The 16,292-nt window shown below is 73.4% G+C and carries 10 protein-coding genes and 4 pseudogenes; 6 read left to right on the forward strand and 8 right to left on the reverse strand.

What is annotated here, in order from left to right; genetic code table 11:
* The first annotated feature begins 1,017 nt into the window (after positions 1-1,017).
* Complete coding sequence (locus ACFP2V_RS29105; RefSeq protein WP_381218277.1) at positions 1,018-3,381, forward strand: heavy metal translocating P-type ATPase; 2,364 nt, start codon at positions 1,018-1,020, stop codon at positions 3,379-3,381.
* A 561-nt stretch (positions 3,382-3,942) separates the two neighbouring features.
* Here the strand turns inward: ACFP2V_RS29105 and ACFP2V_RS29110 are convergent.
* The 3 genes and pseudogenes from ACFP2V_RS29110 to ACFP2V_RS29120 form a co-directional block, all read right to left on the reverse strand.
* Positions 3,943-6,342 carry a glycoside hydrolase family 65 protein gene (locus tag ACFP2V_RS29110; RefSeq protein WP_381218278.1) on the reverse strand — a complete coding sequence of 800 codons (2,400 nt, stop codon included), beginning with the start codon at positions 6,340-6,342 and terminating at the stop codon, positions 3,943-3,945.
* 57 nt (positions 6,343-6,399) lie between these two features.
* Positions 6,400-7,269 (reverse strand): annotated as a pseudogene (locus tag ACFP2V_RS29115) (universal stress protein).
* Between the two features lie 306 nt (positions 7,270-7,575).
* Positions 7,576-8,398 (reverse strand): annotated as a pseudogene (locus ACFP2V_RS29120) (universal stress protein).
* 337 nt (positions 8,399-8,735) lie between these two features.
* On the opposite strand from ACFP2V_RS29120, the gene ACFP2V_RS29125 reads away from it, so the two are divergent.
* From ACFP2V_RS29125 to ACFP2V_RS29135, 3 genes and pseudogenes are all read left to right on the forward strand, one after another.
* Complete coding sequence (locus ACFP2V_RS29125; protein ID WP_381218279.1) at positions 8,736-8,969, forward strand: hypothetical protein; 234 nt, start codon at positions 8,736-8,738, stop codon at positions 8,967-8,969.
* Between the two features lie 288 nt (positions 8,970-9,257).
* Positions 9,258-9,557, forward strand: a pseudogene (locus tag ACFP2V_RS29130) (hypothetical protein); the annotation flags it as partial.
* An 85-nt stretch (positions 9,558-9,642) separates the two neighbouring features.
* Positions 9,643-10,527 carry a universal stress protein gene (locus ACFP2V_RS29135; protein ID WP_381218280.1) on the forward strand — a complete coding sequence of 295 codons (885 nt, stop codon included), beginning with the start codon at positions 9,643-9,645 and terminating at the stop codon, positions 10,525-10,527.
* On the opposite strand, the pseudogene ACFP2V_RS29140 reads toward ACFP2V_RS29135, so the two are convergent.
* A pseudogene (locus ACFP2V_RS29140) lies at positions 10,526-10,829 on the reverse strand (rhodanese-like domain-containing protein); the annotation flags it as partial. The gene ACFP2V_RS29135 and the pseudogene ACFP2V_RS29140 overlap by 2 nt on opposite strands.
* A 75-nt stretch (positions 10,830-10,904) precedes the next feature.
* Here ACFP2V_RS29140 and ACFP2V_RS29145 point away from each other — a divergent pair.
* A complete protein-coding gene (locus tag ACFP2V_RS29145) occupies positions 10,905-11,159 on the forward strand; it encodes a LapA family protein (protein WP_381218281.1) in 255 nt (84 codons plus the stop codon).
* On the opposite strand, the gene ACFP2V_RS29150 is transcribed toward ACFP2V_RS29145, so the two are convergent.
* The 4 genes from ACFP2V_RS29150 to ACFP2V_RS29165 form a co-directional block, all read right to left on the reverse strand.
* Positions 11,098-11,742 (reverse strand): cation-translocating P-type ATPase C-terminal domain-containing protein, encoded by a 645-nt coding sequence (locus ACFP2V_RS29150; RefSeq protein WP_381218356.1) that lies wholly within the window; start codon positions 11,740-11,742, stop codon positions 11,098-11,100. The genes ACFP2V_RS29145 and ACFP2V_RS29150 overlap by 62 nt on opposite strands.
* Entirely contained in the window at positions 11,739-12,017 is a 279-nt protein-coding gene (locus tag ACFP2V_RS29155) for an SHOCT domain-containing protein (RefSeq protein ID WP_381218282.1), read from the reverse strand. The genes ACFP2V_RS29150 and ACFP2V_RS29155 overlap by 4 nt, the downstream gene beginning before the upstream one ends.
* 27 nt (positions 12,018-12,044) lie before the next feature.
* Positions 12,045-12,902, reverse strand: coding sequence for a universal stress protein (locus tag ACFP2V_RS29160; RefSeq protein ID WP_381218283.1), 858 nt, complete (start codon positions 12,900-12,902; stop codon positions 12,045-12,047).
* Positions 12,903-12,999: 97 nt separating this feature from the next.
* Positions 13,000-13,914, reverse strand: coding sequence for a universal stress protein (locus tag ACFP2V_RS29165; RefSeq protein ID WP_381218284.1), 915 nt, complete (start codon positions 13,912-13,914; stop codon positions 13,000-13,002).
* A 658-nt stretch (positions 13,915-14,572) separates the two neighbouring features.
* Between ACFP2V_RS29165 and acsA the strand changes: the two genes are divergently transcribed.
* Positions 14,573-16,201, forward strand: a complete 1,629-nt coding sequence (gene acsA, locus ACFP2V_RS29170) for an acetate--CoA ligase (RefSeq protein ID WP_381218285.1) — start codon at positions 14,573-14,575, stop codon at positions 16,199-16,201.
* Positions 16,202-16,292 lie beyond the last annotated feature (91 nt).

Raw genomic sequence — 16,292 nt, forward strand, 5'->3', positions numbered from 1 at the left:
CCCACCTCTCCTTCGGCGTACGTGCCTACCGGGCCGGTCCTCCCCTGCTCTCCACGCTGCGGGAACCATCGCCACACCGCCAGAGATGCGCATCCGGCGGCATGACGGAGGGCGGTGCGCCGTCCGTACGCAAAGCGGGTCACCCAGCCGGATCCCACGCCCTCACGCATTCAGTCAAGAGCCGTCAGCTGTCAGCTGTCAGCTGTCAGGCCGGAGCATGTCGCGACTTGGACCGCGTCCTACGTGGGGGTTCGGCCGTTGGGCTCATCATGGGGCGGGGTACGTGAAGTTGGATTGTTCCGGACGGGCTGTGGGAGATCCCGAAGCCCTCGACCCCGCCGCCGAAGGTACCGCGACCGGGCACCGCGCTCGTCGCGGGCCTCCTTCAGCGGATGCCGAGGGCTGCGGCCGGGTGCGGCCGGGTTCAGGGCTTGGTGGGAGGGCCGGCGTGCAGGACGACCGGCGTCTCTCGCGGGCCGACCGCTCACCGAGCGGTCTGCCGGGGTTCGGGCGCGGCTGAGGTAGAGGTGTGCTCGTGGTGCTGGTCGAGGGCGCGCCCTCCAGGAAGTCTCCGGCTCGAGGGTGGAGATCAGGCAGAGCGATGCCCCACGGCGTTCACGGTGCAAGACGGCGGGGCAGTACCCGCGGCACCCGCGGCGGCCGGCCTGCCGCCGCCCGGACCCTGACCGGGCGGGTACAGACGCCGGGCGGGGGAAGTGGTCTCCTCACCCGGGTTGCTCACCGCACCCACGCGTACTCGCCATCGCCCGATCCGGCCGGCTGCGCGCTGCACCTCTGGCTTCCCGGCGGGGAGCACCGTGACGGGCCTTGGGCGTGGCGGGCCGGGATCCGGACGAGGAGGATGGGGGCCATGCGGCCCTGGATCCACCCGATGAGTCGTCGGATCCTGGACGCGAGGCAGGGGAGTACCCGCGCGGCCGATCCGTGGACCGGCCGGGTGGGCGGCGTCGTCCCCGGCTGCTCCCCGCCGCGAACCCGCCGACGGTGAGGACTGCCATGAGTCACGTCAACCGCGCCGGCCACTCCCGCCGGGCCGCCGCGGAGAAGCCGGTGCCCGGACTTGCCTCAGCACAGACGGCGACGTCCTGGCTCGAACCCGTTCTCCTGGCTGTCACGGCCTCGGCGCTGGCGGCGGGAGGCATCTTCTGGCTGCTGGGCAAAACCGACACCGCCGACCTGTGCTGGGCGCTGGGCACGGCTTCCGCCGTCGCCCCCGCGGTCGGCTGGGTGGTGGCCGCGCTGCGGCGCGGTCACGCCGGCGTGGACCTCATCGCGGTCCTGGCACTCGGCGGCACCCTGGCCGTCGGCGAGTATCTCGCCGGGGCGCTGATCGGTCTGATGCTGGCCACCGGCCGCGCGCTGGAGGCCGCCGCCCAGCGTCGTGCCTCCCACGACCTGCGTGCGCTGCTCGCACACGCGCCCCGCACCGCCCGCCGGCGCACCGGCACCGAGGTCCGTCCGGTCCCCCTCGCCGAGGTCGCCGTGGGGGACCTGCTCGTCGTCGGCGCGGGCGAGGTCGTTCCGGTCGACGGGCAGGTGGTGGGCCCGGCGGCCGTCCTCGACGAGTCGGTGCTCACGGGAGAGTCGGCGCCGGTGGAACGGGTGTCCGGGCAGACGGTGCGCAGCGGAGTCGTCAACGCGGGCGGGGCCTTCGATCTGCGGGCCACGGCGACCGAGCAGGACAGCGCCTACGCCGGGATCGTGCGGCTGGCCCGGCAGGCGGGCGCGGAGGCTGCCCCCGTCGTCCGCCTGGCCGACCGCTACGCGGCATGGTTCCTGCCCCTGTCGGTGGCGGCCGCGGGGCTGGCCTGGCTGTTCAGCGGCTCCGCGGTGCGCGCCGTCGCGGTGCTGGTGGTCGCCACCCCGTGCCCGCTGCTGCTCGCCGCCCCGGTGGCGATCGTCTCCGGACTGTCCCGGGCGTCCCGGCTGGGTGTGGTGGTCCGGGACGGTGGCGCCCTGGAGCGCCTGGGACGGGCCCGGACGCTGCTGCTCGACAAGACCGGTACCCTCACCGGCGGTCGCCCGCGCGTTCTCGACGTGACCGCGGGCCCCGGCTGGAAACCCGCCGAGGTGCTGCGGCTGGCGGCCACCGTCGACCAGTACTCACCGCACGTCCTGGCCCACGCCATCGTCGACGCGGCCCGTGAGCGCGGGCTGGAGCCGTCGGCGGCGACCGACGTGTCGGAGGAGGCCGGCCGGGACGCGCACGGCGTGGTCGAGGGCCGCAGGACGGCCGTCGGCCGCCTGGAGCCCGGTGTGCCGGTCCCGGACTGGGCGGGGACGGTGGAGAACCGGGCGCTGCTGGACGGGGCCGCCGTCGCCTGGCTCACCGTCGACGGCGGCCCCGTGGGGGCCGTCCTGCTGCGCGATCCGCTGCGCCACGACGCGCCGCGGGCCCTGCGACGGCTGCGTACGGCCGGCATCGAGCGGATCGTGATGCTCACCGGCGACCGGCCCGAACCCGCCCGTGAGATCGCCGCCGTCCTCGGACTCGACGGCGTACGGGCCGAACTGACGCCGGCCGACAAGGTGGCCGCGGTCCGCGCGGAACGCGAGCGCGCGGTCACCGTCATGGTCGGCGACGGGGTGAACGACGCGCCCGCGCTCGCCGCCGCGGACGTCGGTGTGGCGATGGGAGCGCGGGGTTCCACCGCATCCTCCGAGGCCGCGGACATCGTCCTCACCACCGACCGCGTGGACCGACTGGCCGACGCCACGTCGATCGCCGTACGGGCGCGCCGCATCGCCGTGCAGAGCGCCCTCGGCGGCATGCTGCTGTCCCTGGTGGCCATGGGCGCGGCCGCCATGGGACTGCTGCCGCCGGCGGTCGGCGCCCTGCTGCAGGAGGGAATCGACGTGGCGGTCATCCTCAACGCGCTGCGCGCCCTGCGCGTGGACCAAGGGGTCCGGCCCGCCCTGGAACCCGCCGCCGAGGCCCTGATCCACCGCTTCGCGGCCGAGCACGAGGACCTGCAAGACGTGTTGCAGGCCGTGCGCGACGCGGCGGCCCGGCTCTCGGCTCCCGGCCGGGACGCGCAGGCCCTGGAGTCGGTGCGCGAGGTGAACCGGCTGCTCACCGAGCGGCTGCTGCCGCACGAGTACGCCGAGGAGCACCAGCTCTATCCGGCTCTCGGACCCGCGCTCGGCGGCCCCGAGGCGACGGCGACCATGAGCCGCGCCCACGTCGAGATCGAACGGCTCTCCGGGCGGGTGGCCACCCACGTGGCACTCGCCGAAGCGCAGGGCGCACTGAAGTCCGAGCAGATCGAGGACCTGCGCGCCTGCCTGTACGGTCTGCACACCGTGCTGCGGCTGCACTTCACGCAGGAGGAGGAGAACTACTTCTCCCTGGCTCCCTGATCGGTACGCCTTTCACACGAAGGGGCGCTCGCGCTGTCCCTGATCGTGGGTATGGCCCCCGGTCGGCTCCTCAGCAGACGGCGCGCCGGAAGTACCAGAAAGAGCGACGACCGGTCTCGGCCGGTCAGTGGTGGGCGGGCGGAAGCTGACCAGCGGTTCCTCTCCCGGCACGGCGGGATGTCCGTGTCGGTCTACGGTGCGCGCGACGGCTCAGCAGCCGGACAGCGAGGGGGCTCCGCACTTCCGTGACCCGGCCGCCGGTGACCAGCGCCCGGCCGTCCTCGCCGGTCCTCGGTACGGTCGCCTCGACGCCGGGCAGCGGGCGGGCCGTCGAGCCGGGCCGGATGTCGCAGGCCGCGTAGTTCGCGATCATGATGCGGCCGGTCTCCCGCGTCGCACACCGCTGTGCGGACGAACGTCACGCCCGTCGCGGCCACGAGCAGAAGCGCGAACCGCTCCCGGAACTCCGGTGTGAGACTCGTACCCACGGGGCCCGCCCCCTCGTCGGCGTCGCCGGCGGCTCGTGACGTCACCTCGGACTTCTCCCGTCGGCGGCGCCGATCAGCTCGCCGGCAGCTGGAGCGTACAGGTCTCTCCGGGAGCGATGGTGACGGCCCGGTCCGCCAGGACCACGCGGACCGGCGCTCCCTCCGAGTCCGGTACGCCGAGCTCCAGTTGCTCATTGTGGCGCCGCAGGCTGATGCCCCAGTGACCGCGATAGCCCAGTGCGAACCCGTACTCCGACAGGGCCGGCAGAGGCACCGGGTCCAACGACAGGGCGTCCTCGCGGGTCTCCAGTCCCGTCAGGCCGCGTTGGACCAGATCAAGCGTGCCGGCCATGGCGCCCAGGTGGATGCCCTCGCCGGTCGTGCCGCCCTGGATGTCGGCGATGTCCGCCTCCAGGGCCTCGTGGAAGTACTGCCACGCCTCGGCCCGTCTCACCCGGGCGAGGACCCAGCCGTGCACCAGTTCACTGAGGGTGGACCCGTGGCTGGTGCGGTGCAGGTAGTAGTCGACGGTTCTGCTCCAGACCTCGTCGTCCAGGTAGTACCCGAGGCGCCGGAACAGGCTCTGCAGCTCCGTGGGCGGGAAGAGGTAGCCGAGCATGAGGACGTCGGCCTGCTTGGAGGCCTTGTAGCGGTTGACCGTGTCGCCCTCGGCCTCCAGGATCCGGTCCAGTCTCCGGATGCTGTCGTATCGCGCGCGGTAGCCGTTCCAGTCCAGTTCGGCAAGGTCGCCGTAGCCCTCGAACTGGCTGATGACGCCCTGGTGGTACGGCACGAGCAGCCGCCGGGACACCTCCTCCCACTTCGGGAGCTCGTCACGGTCCAGACCCACGTGCTCGAACAGTTCCCGCCGGTGCCAGGCGGGCAGGCGGCGCAGGAGGTCCAGGGCGCGGGTGATGACCCAGGCGGCGGTGACATTGGTGTACGTGTTGTCGTCCAGTCCCGGCCGGGCCGCGCCGGGGTAGCCGTCGTGGTATTCGTCGGGGCCGACGACGCCGCGGATGCGGTAGCGGCCCGCCGCGGAGTCGAAAACCGCGCTGTCCACCCAGAAGCGGGCGATCTGCACCAGCATCTCCGCACCCTTGGTGTACAGGAACTCGGTGTCGCCGGTGGCCTCGCAGTACTGCCACACGTTGTAGGCGACCGCCGAGCCGACATGGTGCTGGAGCCTGGAGTTGTCCGGCAGCCAGCGGCCCGAGCGGGGGTTGAGGTGCAGCTCCTGGGTTTCCTCGCGGCCGTCACTGCCGCTCTGCCACGGGTACATCGCCCCGGCCCGGCCGAGGGTGGCGGCGGCCCGGCGGGCCCGGCCGAGGCGCCGGTGGCGGTAGGTCAGCAGTGCCCGGGAGACCTCGGGGAGATGCAGGTTCAGATACGGCAGCACGAACAGCTCGTCCCAGAACACGTGGCCCCGGTACGCCTCGCCGTGCAGTCCCCGTGCCGGCACGCCGGCGTCCAGATCCGCGGTGTGCGGGGACAGTGTCTGCAGGACGTGGAAGAGGTGCAGTCGCAGGATGCGGCCCGCCTGGCCGGGGATGCGGATGTCCGCGCGCCGCCACAGCCGCTGCCAGGCGGCGGTGTGTGAGTGCAGCAGGGCGGCGAAGTCCGGGGCCAGGGTCACCCGGTCGACGGCCGCGCCGAGCGGGTCGCTGATCGCGGTGTCGCGGGAGGTGTGCAGCGCCACGGTCTTCTCGACCTCGACGGGCCGGCCCGGAGCGATCGGGACCACCAGGCGGTGGACCGCGCGGCGCCGGCCGGGACGCAGCTGCGAGGAGGACGGGGGCGGCCCCACGACGACGCTCCGGGCGGCCATGGCGATCCCGATGTCCGAGGTGCTGGTCCGGCAGCGCAGCCACACCGTCCCGGGCTCCTGCCCGCCGGTCCGTACGCGGGCCAGGTGGTGCCGGTCGAGGGACCGGTAACGGTGGACGTTGGCGTTGATCACATCGCCGTTGAGGGAGGACTCGACCTCGACGTCCCCCGACCAGTCCTCGGTGGTGAGCACCGTCCGCAGCGCCGCCAGATGCGGGTCCCCCATGTGCACCAGGCGGATCTGTTCCACCCGGAGCACCCTCGCGGCATCGTCCCGGTAGCGCGAGGCGCGCATGAGCACGGCCCGGCGCAGATCCAGGACCTGCCGGTGGTCGAGCAGGGCTGTGGAGTCCGGGGCGAGCCACGGCCCCCATGTCCCTCCCCGGGAACGCAGGCGGAAGCGCAGCAGCAGCCAGTTCGGGAGGTTGACCATGTCCTCGTTGACGACCTGGCGCCCCGCCACGGTCGACTCGAGGCGGTTGTAGCAGCCGGCCGCGTAGGTCCCCGGGTAGTGCACCAGGCCCGCCCTGCACTCGGGCACCGCGCCCCGGGCGGCGAAGTAGCCGTTGCCGAGCGTGCAGAGCGATTCCCGCAACCGCTCGGCAGCGGGGTCGTACCCCTCGTACTCCCACGTCCACTCCGGCATCGGCCACCCTCGCATTTCTCCTCGCCGACCTGTGCGGGAGCGCGACGCCCCTCGGGCTCAGACCCGTTGCGGGACGGCGACCGGGCACTCGGCGTGATGCAGCAGGGTATGGGCGGCCCTGCCGAGCTGGAGACCGAAGTGGCCGTGCCGCCGCAGGGCTCCGACGACGATCAGGTCGGCGTCGGCCGAGGCCTTCAGAAGGACCTTGTGGGCGGGACCTTCGACCGGCCTGCGGCGTACGTCGACGTCCGGGTGTTCCCGTACCGCTTCGCGCAACGCCTCGGCGAGGCCGGCCGACGCCCGTTCCTCGGGCGCAGGCATGCCGTCGTCCGCGGTCCGGGGGCCCGCGTGTTCAGGAGCCGGACTGCGCCAGGCCCGCACGGCCTCCAGGGTCGAGCCCCGTACCTCGGCCTCGCGGAAGGCGAAACGCACCGCACCCGGGCCGTGGGGCTGGTCACCCACCCCGACCACCACCCGCCCGAAGGCTCCCTACCTGTTCCGTTCCCCGCCGCGGACCACGATGACCGGGCACGTCGCGCGAGCGGCCACCGCGAGACCGACCGATCCCGGCGTCAGCCCGGCGAACTCGCCGCGCCCGCGGGAACCCGTGACCAAGGCCCACGCCTCGTGTCCGGCCGCCAGCAGCGCCGACAGCGGGTCGTCGGGGAGGACGTCGCTCGACACCTTGGCCTCCGGGCGGCGCTGCCGGGCGCGTTCGGCTCCGGAGGCGACGATGTGCTGGGCAAGAACGGCTTCGGCGGGACGCTGTCGTCCGAAGGACGGGACGCCGCCTTCGTAGCGCTCCCACAGCGAGGCATGGACCAACCGCAGAGGAAGTCTGTGCCGCGCCGCCTCCTCCACCGCCCAGTCCAACGCCGCGAGGCTGGGATCCGAACCGTCGAGCCCCACCACCAGCGAAAGTTCCATGGTCGCCACCGCCTTCCCGTCCTGCCGTTCGCGAGACTCCCTGCACTCACCGTCGCACTGCCCACGGCCCGCCGCGACCTCCGGATCCGGCTCCCGGTGGCCTGCCCGCGCCTCCCACGTCGCCGCCACGGGGCATCGCCGTCACGGCCCGGCCCACCGGCGAGTCCGCGGCTCTGGCCGGTCCGGAGAGCGCGCCAGAACCACGTCACCGGTACGGGCTCGTCGGCCCGCCGGGGCTCTGCCCTCGTGCCCCCCCCGGTCTCCCCCACCGTCCGCGTCTCCACGGTCCGCGGTCGTACCTGGCGGTCATATCTGGGGGACGGCTGCGATCGGGCACGGCGCGTGCTGCAGCATCGCATGATTGGTCAGGCCCAGTTGCAGGCTCAGGTGCCCCTTTCGTCTGCGCGCGCCGACGACCAGCAGGTCCGCTTCCGACGCCGCCTCCAGCAGTGCCCGGCGTGCCGCTCCCTCGATCACCCGTCGGCTCACCGGGGCGTCGCGGTACTGCTCCGCGGGGTCACGCAGGGCGTCGTCGAGTACCTGCGCCGGTGGACGCCGGTGGGCGTCCAGGGCGTACCACGACGGGACCTGAGGTGGGGGGGAGAGCACCAGCCACCGTGCTCCAGGCATGCACCGCCACCAGCCGGCAGCGCCGCACCTGGGCTTCGCGGAGTGCGAACCGCACCGCTGTGCCACTCCCCTCTCCCTCCTCGACACCGACGACGATGTTCCCGAACCTCCCGTCCCGGTGCTCCGCCGCGCCGCGAACCACGACCACCGGACAGTCCGCTCGTGCCGCCACGGCCAGACCGACCGAGCCCAGGAGCATCCCGGACAGACCTCCGAGGCCTCGTGGTCCCAGCACCAGCGCGAAGGCGTTGCGTCCCTCGCCGACCAGGGCGCGGGCGGCGTCCTCACGCACCACCTCGCTCGACAGCGGCACCGTGGGAGCGGTTTTCCTGGCACGCTCCGCGGCAGCGCCGATGACGTCGGCCGCCTCGTCGTCCCGTACCGCTGCGTGCAGGAGACGGAGCGGCACTCCGTGCCGGACCGACTCCTCCGCGGCCCAGTCCACCGCCTCCAGGCTCGCCTCGGACCCGTCGACCCCGACCACCAGGGGAATGGTCACCGCCCGTGTCTCCTCTCGTACCGGGTTGCGCACACCTCCCGCCCGCACGTCCACGTACGCGGTGGAGGGGGCTGGGGATATCCCTCGGACGAGAGGGTGCCCCGGGCTCCGGGTCGGCCGTGTGCGGACTCCCGCCTCCACCGGCCTCGTTCCCGCCCTTCACGGTCGCTTCCAGCTTCGTACGGAACGGAGGCCGCCGCCATGTCACCAGCCGTCACCGTGGGTCTCGGCGGCTCGCCCGAGAGCCCTGCTGCCGCCCGTGTGGCCACTGCCGCTGATATCGGGGCGTCGCATCGCCCCTCGTGATCGTCGCCCGGGTTCGAAGGGACCGGTCGCCATGAGCACGAACAGCGCCCCCGGCCATGCCGTCCGTCGCGGTGCCGCCCTCGCCCAGCTCCCCCGTGCCGGACACCTCGTGTTCCGCCTGGTGGGCGGACGGTTCGGCGGCTTCCGTGACGGGGAGGCGGTCGACGGCTGGGCGACGGGCACAGCCGGGGGGAACTCGCTCGGATCAGTGATCCGGGTCCGTTCGCCCGGGAAGGGCGACCGCGTGTACACCGCCCTCCGATGAACCGCCGTCGCTGTGGGCGCCGCCCGGACGCTCGCCGTGGCTGCCCTCTCCTCTCACACGCGGCATGCGTATCCCCGACCGCCGCCGCAGCCGCGTGTGAGAGAGGAGAGGGCAGGTGTGACCGGCTGACCGGGCCACCGTCACATGAGCGTGGACCGTTCGGCCCTCGTTTGAAATCCCGTTCACGGATCACTCTGGTCGCACAGGGCCGTCCGGCGGAGGGAGGAGCGCTGAGCGGCTTGGTCCTCGTGGCGCGGACGGCTCCGCGCCGAGCTTCGACGCCGTCGCCTGTGCGGCCCGGGAGGCCGAAGCCCGAATGGCTGCCCTCAAGGTCGTACACGCCCTGGCCCGGCTCGTGCACCTGCCCTCGGACACCGTGCTGCCGAAGCACGTCAGGGATCACTTCCGCGCGTCGGCCGACGGGCCGGTGGACGACGCCGTGCGTCGGGCGCGGACGGTCGCACGGAACGTCGACGTGTCCGACCGGTAGGGGTGGGAGAACCGCTGACCGTGCTGGAGGAGCAGTCCCGGGCGGTGGATCCGGTCGTCGTGGGACACCGGAGCCACGGCGGGTTCACCGGGCTGCTACCGGGTCCGGTCGGGCAGACCGTTCTCCCTCACGCGCACAGCCCCGTCGCAGTGGTGCGGGGACGACAAACCGCTGGAGGTGTTGATGATGCGCGCCGACGGACGCAAGCCGATCGTGGTCGGTGTCGATCCCGATCCGGACAAGCGGACGGCTCTCGCCTGGGCCGCCGACGAGGCGGACCGGCGCCGTCTTCCCCTGACGCTCGTGTACGCGCAGGGCGAGCCGGTTCCCGGATTCCGGCAGGAGGGCAGGCCTCCTTCGTGGGAGAAATGGCGGGAGGAACTGCACACGGCGGGCAACGACGTGCTCGAGCGCGCGACCGCGTTCGTCGAGTCGCGCTGTCCCGGCGTGGACGCCTCGGGGGTGCTGGCCGAGGGGCACCCGGCGTGGGTGCTGGCCGAGCACTCGCACCACGCCACTCAGGTCGTGGTCGGCTCCTGGCATCTCGGCGCCGTACGGGGGCTGTTCGGCTCGGCCCCGGTCGCCCTGCCGCTGACCGCCCACGCGGCGTGTCCGGTGGTCGTCCTGCGCGAGGCGGAACACACCACCCAGCAGCCGCCGTACTTCGTCGTCGGCGTCGACGGCAGCCCGCACTCGGCCGCCGCCGTCGACTTCGCGTTCGAGGAGGCCTCCCTGCGGGGCGCGGCGCTGCGCGCGCTGTACGTCTGGCACACCCCGTTGCTCGGGGTCCTGAACGAGAGCGCGGCGCTGCAGGAGTGCCGTCGGCTGCTGTCCGAGACGGTGGCCGGGCGCACTGCGGCCCACCCCGAGGTGGAACTGCACCACGAGGTCGTGAAGGGACATCCGGTGCAGGAGCTGGCGGAGGCTTCCGCTCACGCGCTCGGCCTGGTGGTGGGCACGCGCGGGCGTGGCGGCTTCGGCAACATGCTGCTGGGCTCCGTGAGCCAGGGCGTCCTGCACCACGCGTCCTGCCCGGTCCTCGTGGTCCCCCACGAGCGGAAGCGGTAGCGGCGTCCGGCGGGGAGGCGGCGACGGCCGCGCGCAGGCCGCTGCCGCGGTGCACCCACACCTCGCCCTCGGGGACCTCGTGGAGGCGGCTGTGCAGGGCGTGGATCGGAATGTGCACCGAGCCCCGGACGTGTCCGCCCGCCCGCTCCGAGCCACGCCGGACGCCGAGGACGACGACGCCCTCGGCCGGATGCCAGTCCGCCGGGCCGGGGGAGGTCGCCCGGGGGAAGGAGGCCGGCTCCCCGCCCTCGCGCCCCGGCCGGCCCTCCGGTGGCCACGGCGGCCGGGCGGTCGATGCCCACCAGGTACCCCCGGGGGATTCCTGGAGAAGGGGCCGCGAGTCGCCGGTGCGAACGAACCGCTTGATAATGGGCTACATGGCCCGGAAAGCCGCACACCCGTATGGTCCCTCGACCGTGACGGTCAAGGGGCGGGACATCAGGCTGCGCACCCTCGGCTTCGTGCTGCTCGCAGGCCTGGCCATCTGGTTCATCGCCGCCAACACGGAATCGGTCACCATCAGGCTGTGGATCCCGACCGTCACGCTCCCGCTGTGGAGCGTCCTCACGGTCACGATCCTCGTGGGCATGGCTCTCGGCCTGCTCGCCGCCCGCCGAAGCTCCCGCCGATAGCAACCCGCCGGAGGTGCTCGGCGAGCAGCACGGTCGATGCCGTGCCCCTGCACACCGCCCACTGCGCCGCGTCCGGCGGCACGGCCCCAAGGACACCCCGTGCCCACGGAAGACGGACGGCGGTCATCCGCGCCGCCAGAACACCCGCCAGGCACAGCCCCAGCGTGCGGTCGCGCGGCTGGTGGCGGCTCGGCAACGGCCCGTCGTCCGCGCGGGCGTTCAGGGTATTGAAGAGCTGGAAGAGCACGAACGTGGTGGACGCCGTGCTCGCGGCGGTCCGCGGATCGACGGGGGAGCGGGTGGCAGCCAGGAGGGTCACGGTGCCGAGGGACACGACCGCACCGGCCCGTCCGATGGCGAAGAGCCGCCTCGCGTCGAGGACGCGTTCGCCGGGACCGCGCGGCGGGTGGCGCATGACGTCGTCGCGGGCGGAGTCCACGTCCAGTGCCATGGCGGGCGGTCCGTCCATGATGATGTCGACCCACAGCAGCCAGCAGCGGAGGCACGGCCGGGACGTGCTCTGACGACGGACAGGGACAGGTACCGCCCTTTCTCCAGGAGTCGGCCGGTCCAGGGGAATCAGGGCGAGTGCCCGCCCGAAGGCGGGGCGCCCCCTCGGAGGACGGCCAGCCGGCGCCGGTACTCGTCCTCGTCGATCTCCCCGCGGGCGAACCTCTCAGCGAGGACCTGTTCCGCGGCGGGGCGGTCGACGGGCGGGCGCGGAGGACCGGGAGCCCGGCCGAGGGCCCGGACGACGAGCACCCCGGCGATGATCAGCAGCGCCCAGACCAGGACCGTGCCCAGTGACATGGCGAACCAGCCCCAGCCGTTCATGCCGTGTCCGTTCCAGTACGGCATCACGGATCACTTCCTCCCAGCGTCCCGTCAGTCGTGCGGCACGCTCACCACCGGGCGGCTGACGTGGTGGATCACGGCGTGGGTGACCGGGCCGATGCGCGGGACCTTCGGCCGGTCGGTGAGCCGGCGGCCGACGACCAGCAGACCCGCCCCGGACGCCGCCTTCAGAAGGGCGCCGGACGGCTTGCCCTCCACCACCGTCTCCAGTACCCCGACCTCGGGGTACTTCTCGCGCCACACCTGGAGCACGGCGGAGAGGAAGCGCAGCCGTTCCCCGGCCCGCTCCGGATCCCTCACCAGGCCGATCTCGCCGGGTCCCAGAGTGAGCGGGCCGGGCGTGCGCCAGGCGTGCAGGGCCCTCAGCCGCGCGTGGCGCAGGCGGGCCGCCTCGAAGGCGAACGCAAGCACCTCGTCGCACGGTTCCGTGACGTCGACACCGAGGACCACGTCCCGCCGGTCGGTGCCGGCCGCTTCCTCTTCCTCCCCGGCCGTGCCGGCCCGTACGAGGACGACGGGCCGCGTGGCCTTCGCCACGACACCGAGCGCGACCGAACCCACGAGCAGTCCGGTGGTGCGGCTCAGCCCGCGCGAGCCCAGCACCAGCGGGTCGGCGTCGCCTGCCGTCTTCACCAGGACAACGGTCGCCGGTCCCTCGACCTGCTCGTCGTACAGCGGCACGTCGGGGCACGCGACGAGGACGCTTCCCTCCGCCTCCCGCAGGACGCGCCGCGCCAGGTGCCGCTCGCCCGCGCGCGATCTCCGCTTCTCCCTGGTGCGGGTGCCGGCTGCGCGCGTGCAGCAGTCGCAGGGCTCGTCCTCGACGTACGGCCTCGCGGGCCGCCCACTCGGCGGCTGCCAGGCTCTCGGCGGAACCGGCGACACCATGACATGCACCTCCAGAGCCAGGCCTTCTCCCCCGCCACCAGCGTCATGCGGGAAGCGGCGGCCGGAACAGGGGGCTACCGGGTCCGCTCGAGGGCCATCAGGCCCATGCCCCCGGCCCGCCCACGGGACGGCCGCTTGGATCGTGCGGTACGACCGCCACCGGGCACTGCGCGTGGTGCAGCAGGGTGTGGCTCGCCCGGCCGAGCTGGAGGCCGAAGTGGCCCTGGTGGCGCTGCGCGCCGACGATCACGAGGTCGGCGGCGGCCGACCGGAGCACGAGGACCTTCGAGGCCGGGCCTTCGACCGTCGCGCGGCGGACCCGGACGCCCGGGTGGGCGGCGATCGCGTCGCGGAGCAGTTCGTCGAGCAGGGCGGAAGCCCGCTCCTCGTGCTGACGCTCCGGTTCCCCGGCCGCCGCCGGGTGGCCCGTGGTCTCGTACGCCGGGCAGCGCCAGGCGCGCACGACGTCCAGAACACACCCGCGGGCCTCGGCCTCGCGGAAGGCGAAGCGCACCGCCTCACCGCTCGTGCCGGGGTCCCCCGCGCCGAGCAGAATCCGCTCGTGGGCGCCGGCCAGACCGGCCGTGTCGCCTCGCACGACGATCACCGGGCAGTGCGCCCGCGCGGCCACGGCGAGCCCGACCGAGCCCAGGAGCAGTCCCTTCAACTCGCCGCGGCCCCGCGATCCGGTCACCAGGAGCGAGGCGCTGTCGCCCTCGCGCAGCAGGGCGTGGGCCGCTTCCTCGGGGAGTATCGCGGTGGAGACCTTGATCTGCGGGTTGCGCCGGTGAGCACGCTCCGCGGCGGAGGCGACGATGCGCTCGGCCGGCACACGCGCCGGGGGCCTTTGTTCGCCGACCGGGGAAACGGTGCCTTCGTAGCGCTCCCAGAGGGAGGCGTGTACCAGCCGCAGCGGCACTTTGTGCCGGGCCGCCTCGTCCACGGCCCAGTCGACCGCCAGGAGGCTGGGATCCGATCCGTCGACGCCCACGACCAAGGGCAATTGAGTCATAGTGCCCACCGCCTTTCCTCACACTGCCGCAGGGCGGTCTCACCGGCGGCCCGATCGGCAGCGGCGAGGCTTTCGCACGAGCCGTCCGAACCGACGGTGACGGTAGGAAACATCATGGGCCTCCTGGTGAAGTGTGATTCCACTCTCGCGGCCCTCAGCCCGTAGCTGGAGGTGCCGCTGGTCCCTGAGCGGATCCGGCCGGCCCTGCTCTCCGCCGAGAGGGCCGGCGGGCCCTCTCGGTCGGGGCCGTCCGGCCCTACAGCCGGCGGGCGGGCAGCGGTGTCATGGAAATGAGCCGAGGGCCACACGAGACACGGGGAAGCGGAGCGAAACCGCGCACCGTGCAATGAGGGCCCGCAAGAGGCGGGCGGCCCTCGGCTTCATCGACGACAGCGGTTGCCGCCCGCCCATCGGGCCGTGCTCCCCGGGCCGACGTGCGACACGCGCCATGCTCCGCGACCCTGGAGATCAAGGGCAGTGCCGCGAGGAGCACCCATGGACTGGGAAACGATCCACAAGGACACCGCACCGGTCGTTCCGCCCCGTCTCACCGACTACGAACGGGCCCGCTCGACGTTCACCTGGGCTCAGGCGCGCAAGGCGCTGGCCGGGTTGCCAGGCGGCGGGCTGAACAGCGCGCACGAGGCGGTGGACCGGCATGCGGCCTCGGACCGGGCGGACAAGGTCGCGCTGCGGTGCATCGCCCGGGACGACGCCGTCACCGACGGTCGCGTACGCCGAGCCGGCCCGGCGCACGGCCCGCTTCGCGAACGCGCTGCGGACACTCGGCGTCGGCCACGGCGACCGGGTGTTCACGCTGCTCGGCCGCTGCCCCGAGCTCTACACCACGGTGCTGGGCACGCTGAAGAACACCAGCGTGCTCTGCCCGCTGTTCTCCGCGTTCGGCCCCGACCCGGTGGAGCAGCGGCTGCGTCTCGGCGACGCCCGGGCTCTCGTGACCACGGCGGCCCTCTACCGGAAGAAGGTGGCCGACCGCCGGCACTCGCTGCCCGGCCTGGAGCACGTCCTGATCGTCGGGCCGGGCACTGAGGGCCTGCCCGGCACCGTCTCCTTCGACGAACTGCTGTCCGCCGCCGCGGACACCTTCACGATCCCGCCGACCTCGCCCGGAGACATGGCCCTGCTGCACTTCACCAGCGGCACCACGGGCACCCCCAAAGGCGCGGTCCATGTCCACGAGGCGGTGGTCGCCCACCACGCCACGGCCGCGTACGCGCTCGATCTGCGCCCCGGGGACGTGTACTGGTGCACCGCCGACCCCGGCTGGGTCACGGGGATGTCGTACGGCATCGTCGCCCCGCTGGTGCACGGCGTGACGGTGGTCGTCGACGAGGGCGACTACGACGCCCGCCGCTGGTACCGGATCCTCGGCGAGCAGCGGGTCACCGTCTGGTACACGGCGCCCACCGCGCTGCGCATGCTCATGCGCGCGACACCACGTCGGGGCCCGTACGACCTGCCGCGCTCCTACGACCTGTCGGCCCTACGCCTCATCGCCTCCGTCGGGGAACCCCTCAACCCCGAGGCCGTCGTATGGGGCCGGGACGTGCTGGGCCTGCCGGTGCACGACAACTGGTGGCAGACGGAGACCGGCTGCATCATGATCGCGAACTACGCGGCCTGCGACATCCGGCCCGGCTCGACGGGCCGCCCGCTGCCCGGCGTCGAGGCGACCGTACCGAGGACCGGCGAGGACGGCCGGGCGCTGGTCACCGGCGGCCGGGTCACGGAAGTACAGAGCCCCGACGAAGAGGGTGAGCTGGCGCTGCGCCCCGGCTGGCCGTCGATGTTCCGCGGCTATCTGCACGACAAGGAGCGCTACGACGCCGCCTTCACCGACGGCTGGTACCTGACCGGCGACCTGGTGCGACGGGACGCGGACGGCTGGTACTGGTTCGTGGGGCGCGCCGACGACGTGATCAAGTCGGCGGGGCACCTGATCGGCCCCTTCGAGGTGGAGAGCGCACTGATGGAGCACCCGGCGGTCGCGGAGGCCGGAGTGATCGGACGGCCGGACCCCGTCGCCGGGAACGTCGTCAAGGCCTTCGTGTCGCTGCGCCCCGGTCTCGGTCCCTCCCCGGATCTGGAGCGCGAGTTGCTGGGCTTCGCCCGTCGGCGGCTGGGCCCGGCCGTCGCGCCCAGGGAGATCGCGTTCGACCAGAACCTGCCCAGGACCCGCAGCGGCAAGGTCATGCGCCGGTTGCTGCGTGCGCGTGAACTCGGCCTGCCCACCGGCGACTTGTCGATCTTGGAGGGATCCGCATGAGCGCGGCCCGACCCACCGTCCGTCCCCGGAAGGATCCGGCGCCCGTGAAGCCCGGCAGGAAGGCCGGCGCCAAGAGGAAGGCCGGCGCCGG

This window comes from Streptomyces incanus (assembly GCF_042656345.1).
Lineage (GTDB): Bacteria > Actinomycetota > Actinomycetes > Streptomycetales > Streptomycetaceae > Streptomyces > Streptomyces incanus.

Excerpts from the sequence above, each read along its gene's own strand:
- ACFP2V_RS29105 (WP_381218277.1), top strand. The coding sequence starts at position 1,018 with ATGAGTCACGTCAACCGCGCCGGCCACTCCCGCCGGGCCGCCGCGGAG.
- ACFP2V_RS29110 (WP_381218278.1), bottom strand. The coding sequence starts at position 6,342 with ATGCCGGAGTGGACGTGGGAGTACGAGGGGTACGACCCCGCTGCCGAG.
- ACFP2V_RS29125 (WP_381218279.1), top strand. The coding sequence starts at position 8,736 with ATGAGCACGAACAGCGCCCCCGGCCATGCCGTCCGTCGCGGTGCCGCC.
- ACFP2V_RS29135 (WP_381218280.1), top strand. The coding sequence starts at position 9,643 with ATGATGCGCGCCGACGGACGCAAGCCGATCGTGGTCGGTGTCGATCCC.
- ACFP2V_RS29145 (WP_381218281.1), top strand. The coding sequence starts at position 10,905 with ATGGCCCGGAAAGCCGCACACCCGTATGGTCCCTCGACCGTGACGGTC.
- ACFP2V_RS29155 (WP_381218282.1), bottom strand. The coding sequence starts at position 12,017 with ATGCCGTACTGGAACGGACACGGCATGAACGGCTGGGGCTGGTTCGCC.
- ACFP2V_RS29160 (WP_381218283.1), bottom strand. The coding sequence starts at position 12,902 with ATGGTGTCGCCGGTTCCGCCGAGAGCCTGGCAGCCGCCGAGTGGGCGG.
- ACFP2V_RS29165 (WP_381218284.1), bottom strand. The coding sequence starts at position 13,914 with ATGACTCAATTGCCCTTGGTCGTGGGCGTCGACGGATCGGATCCCAGC.
- acsA (WP_381218285.1), top strand. The coding sequence starts at position 14,573 with ATGCGGCCTCGGACCGGGCGGACAAGGTCGCGCTGCGGTGCATCGCCC.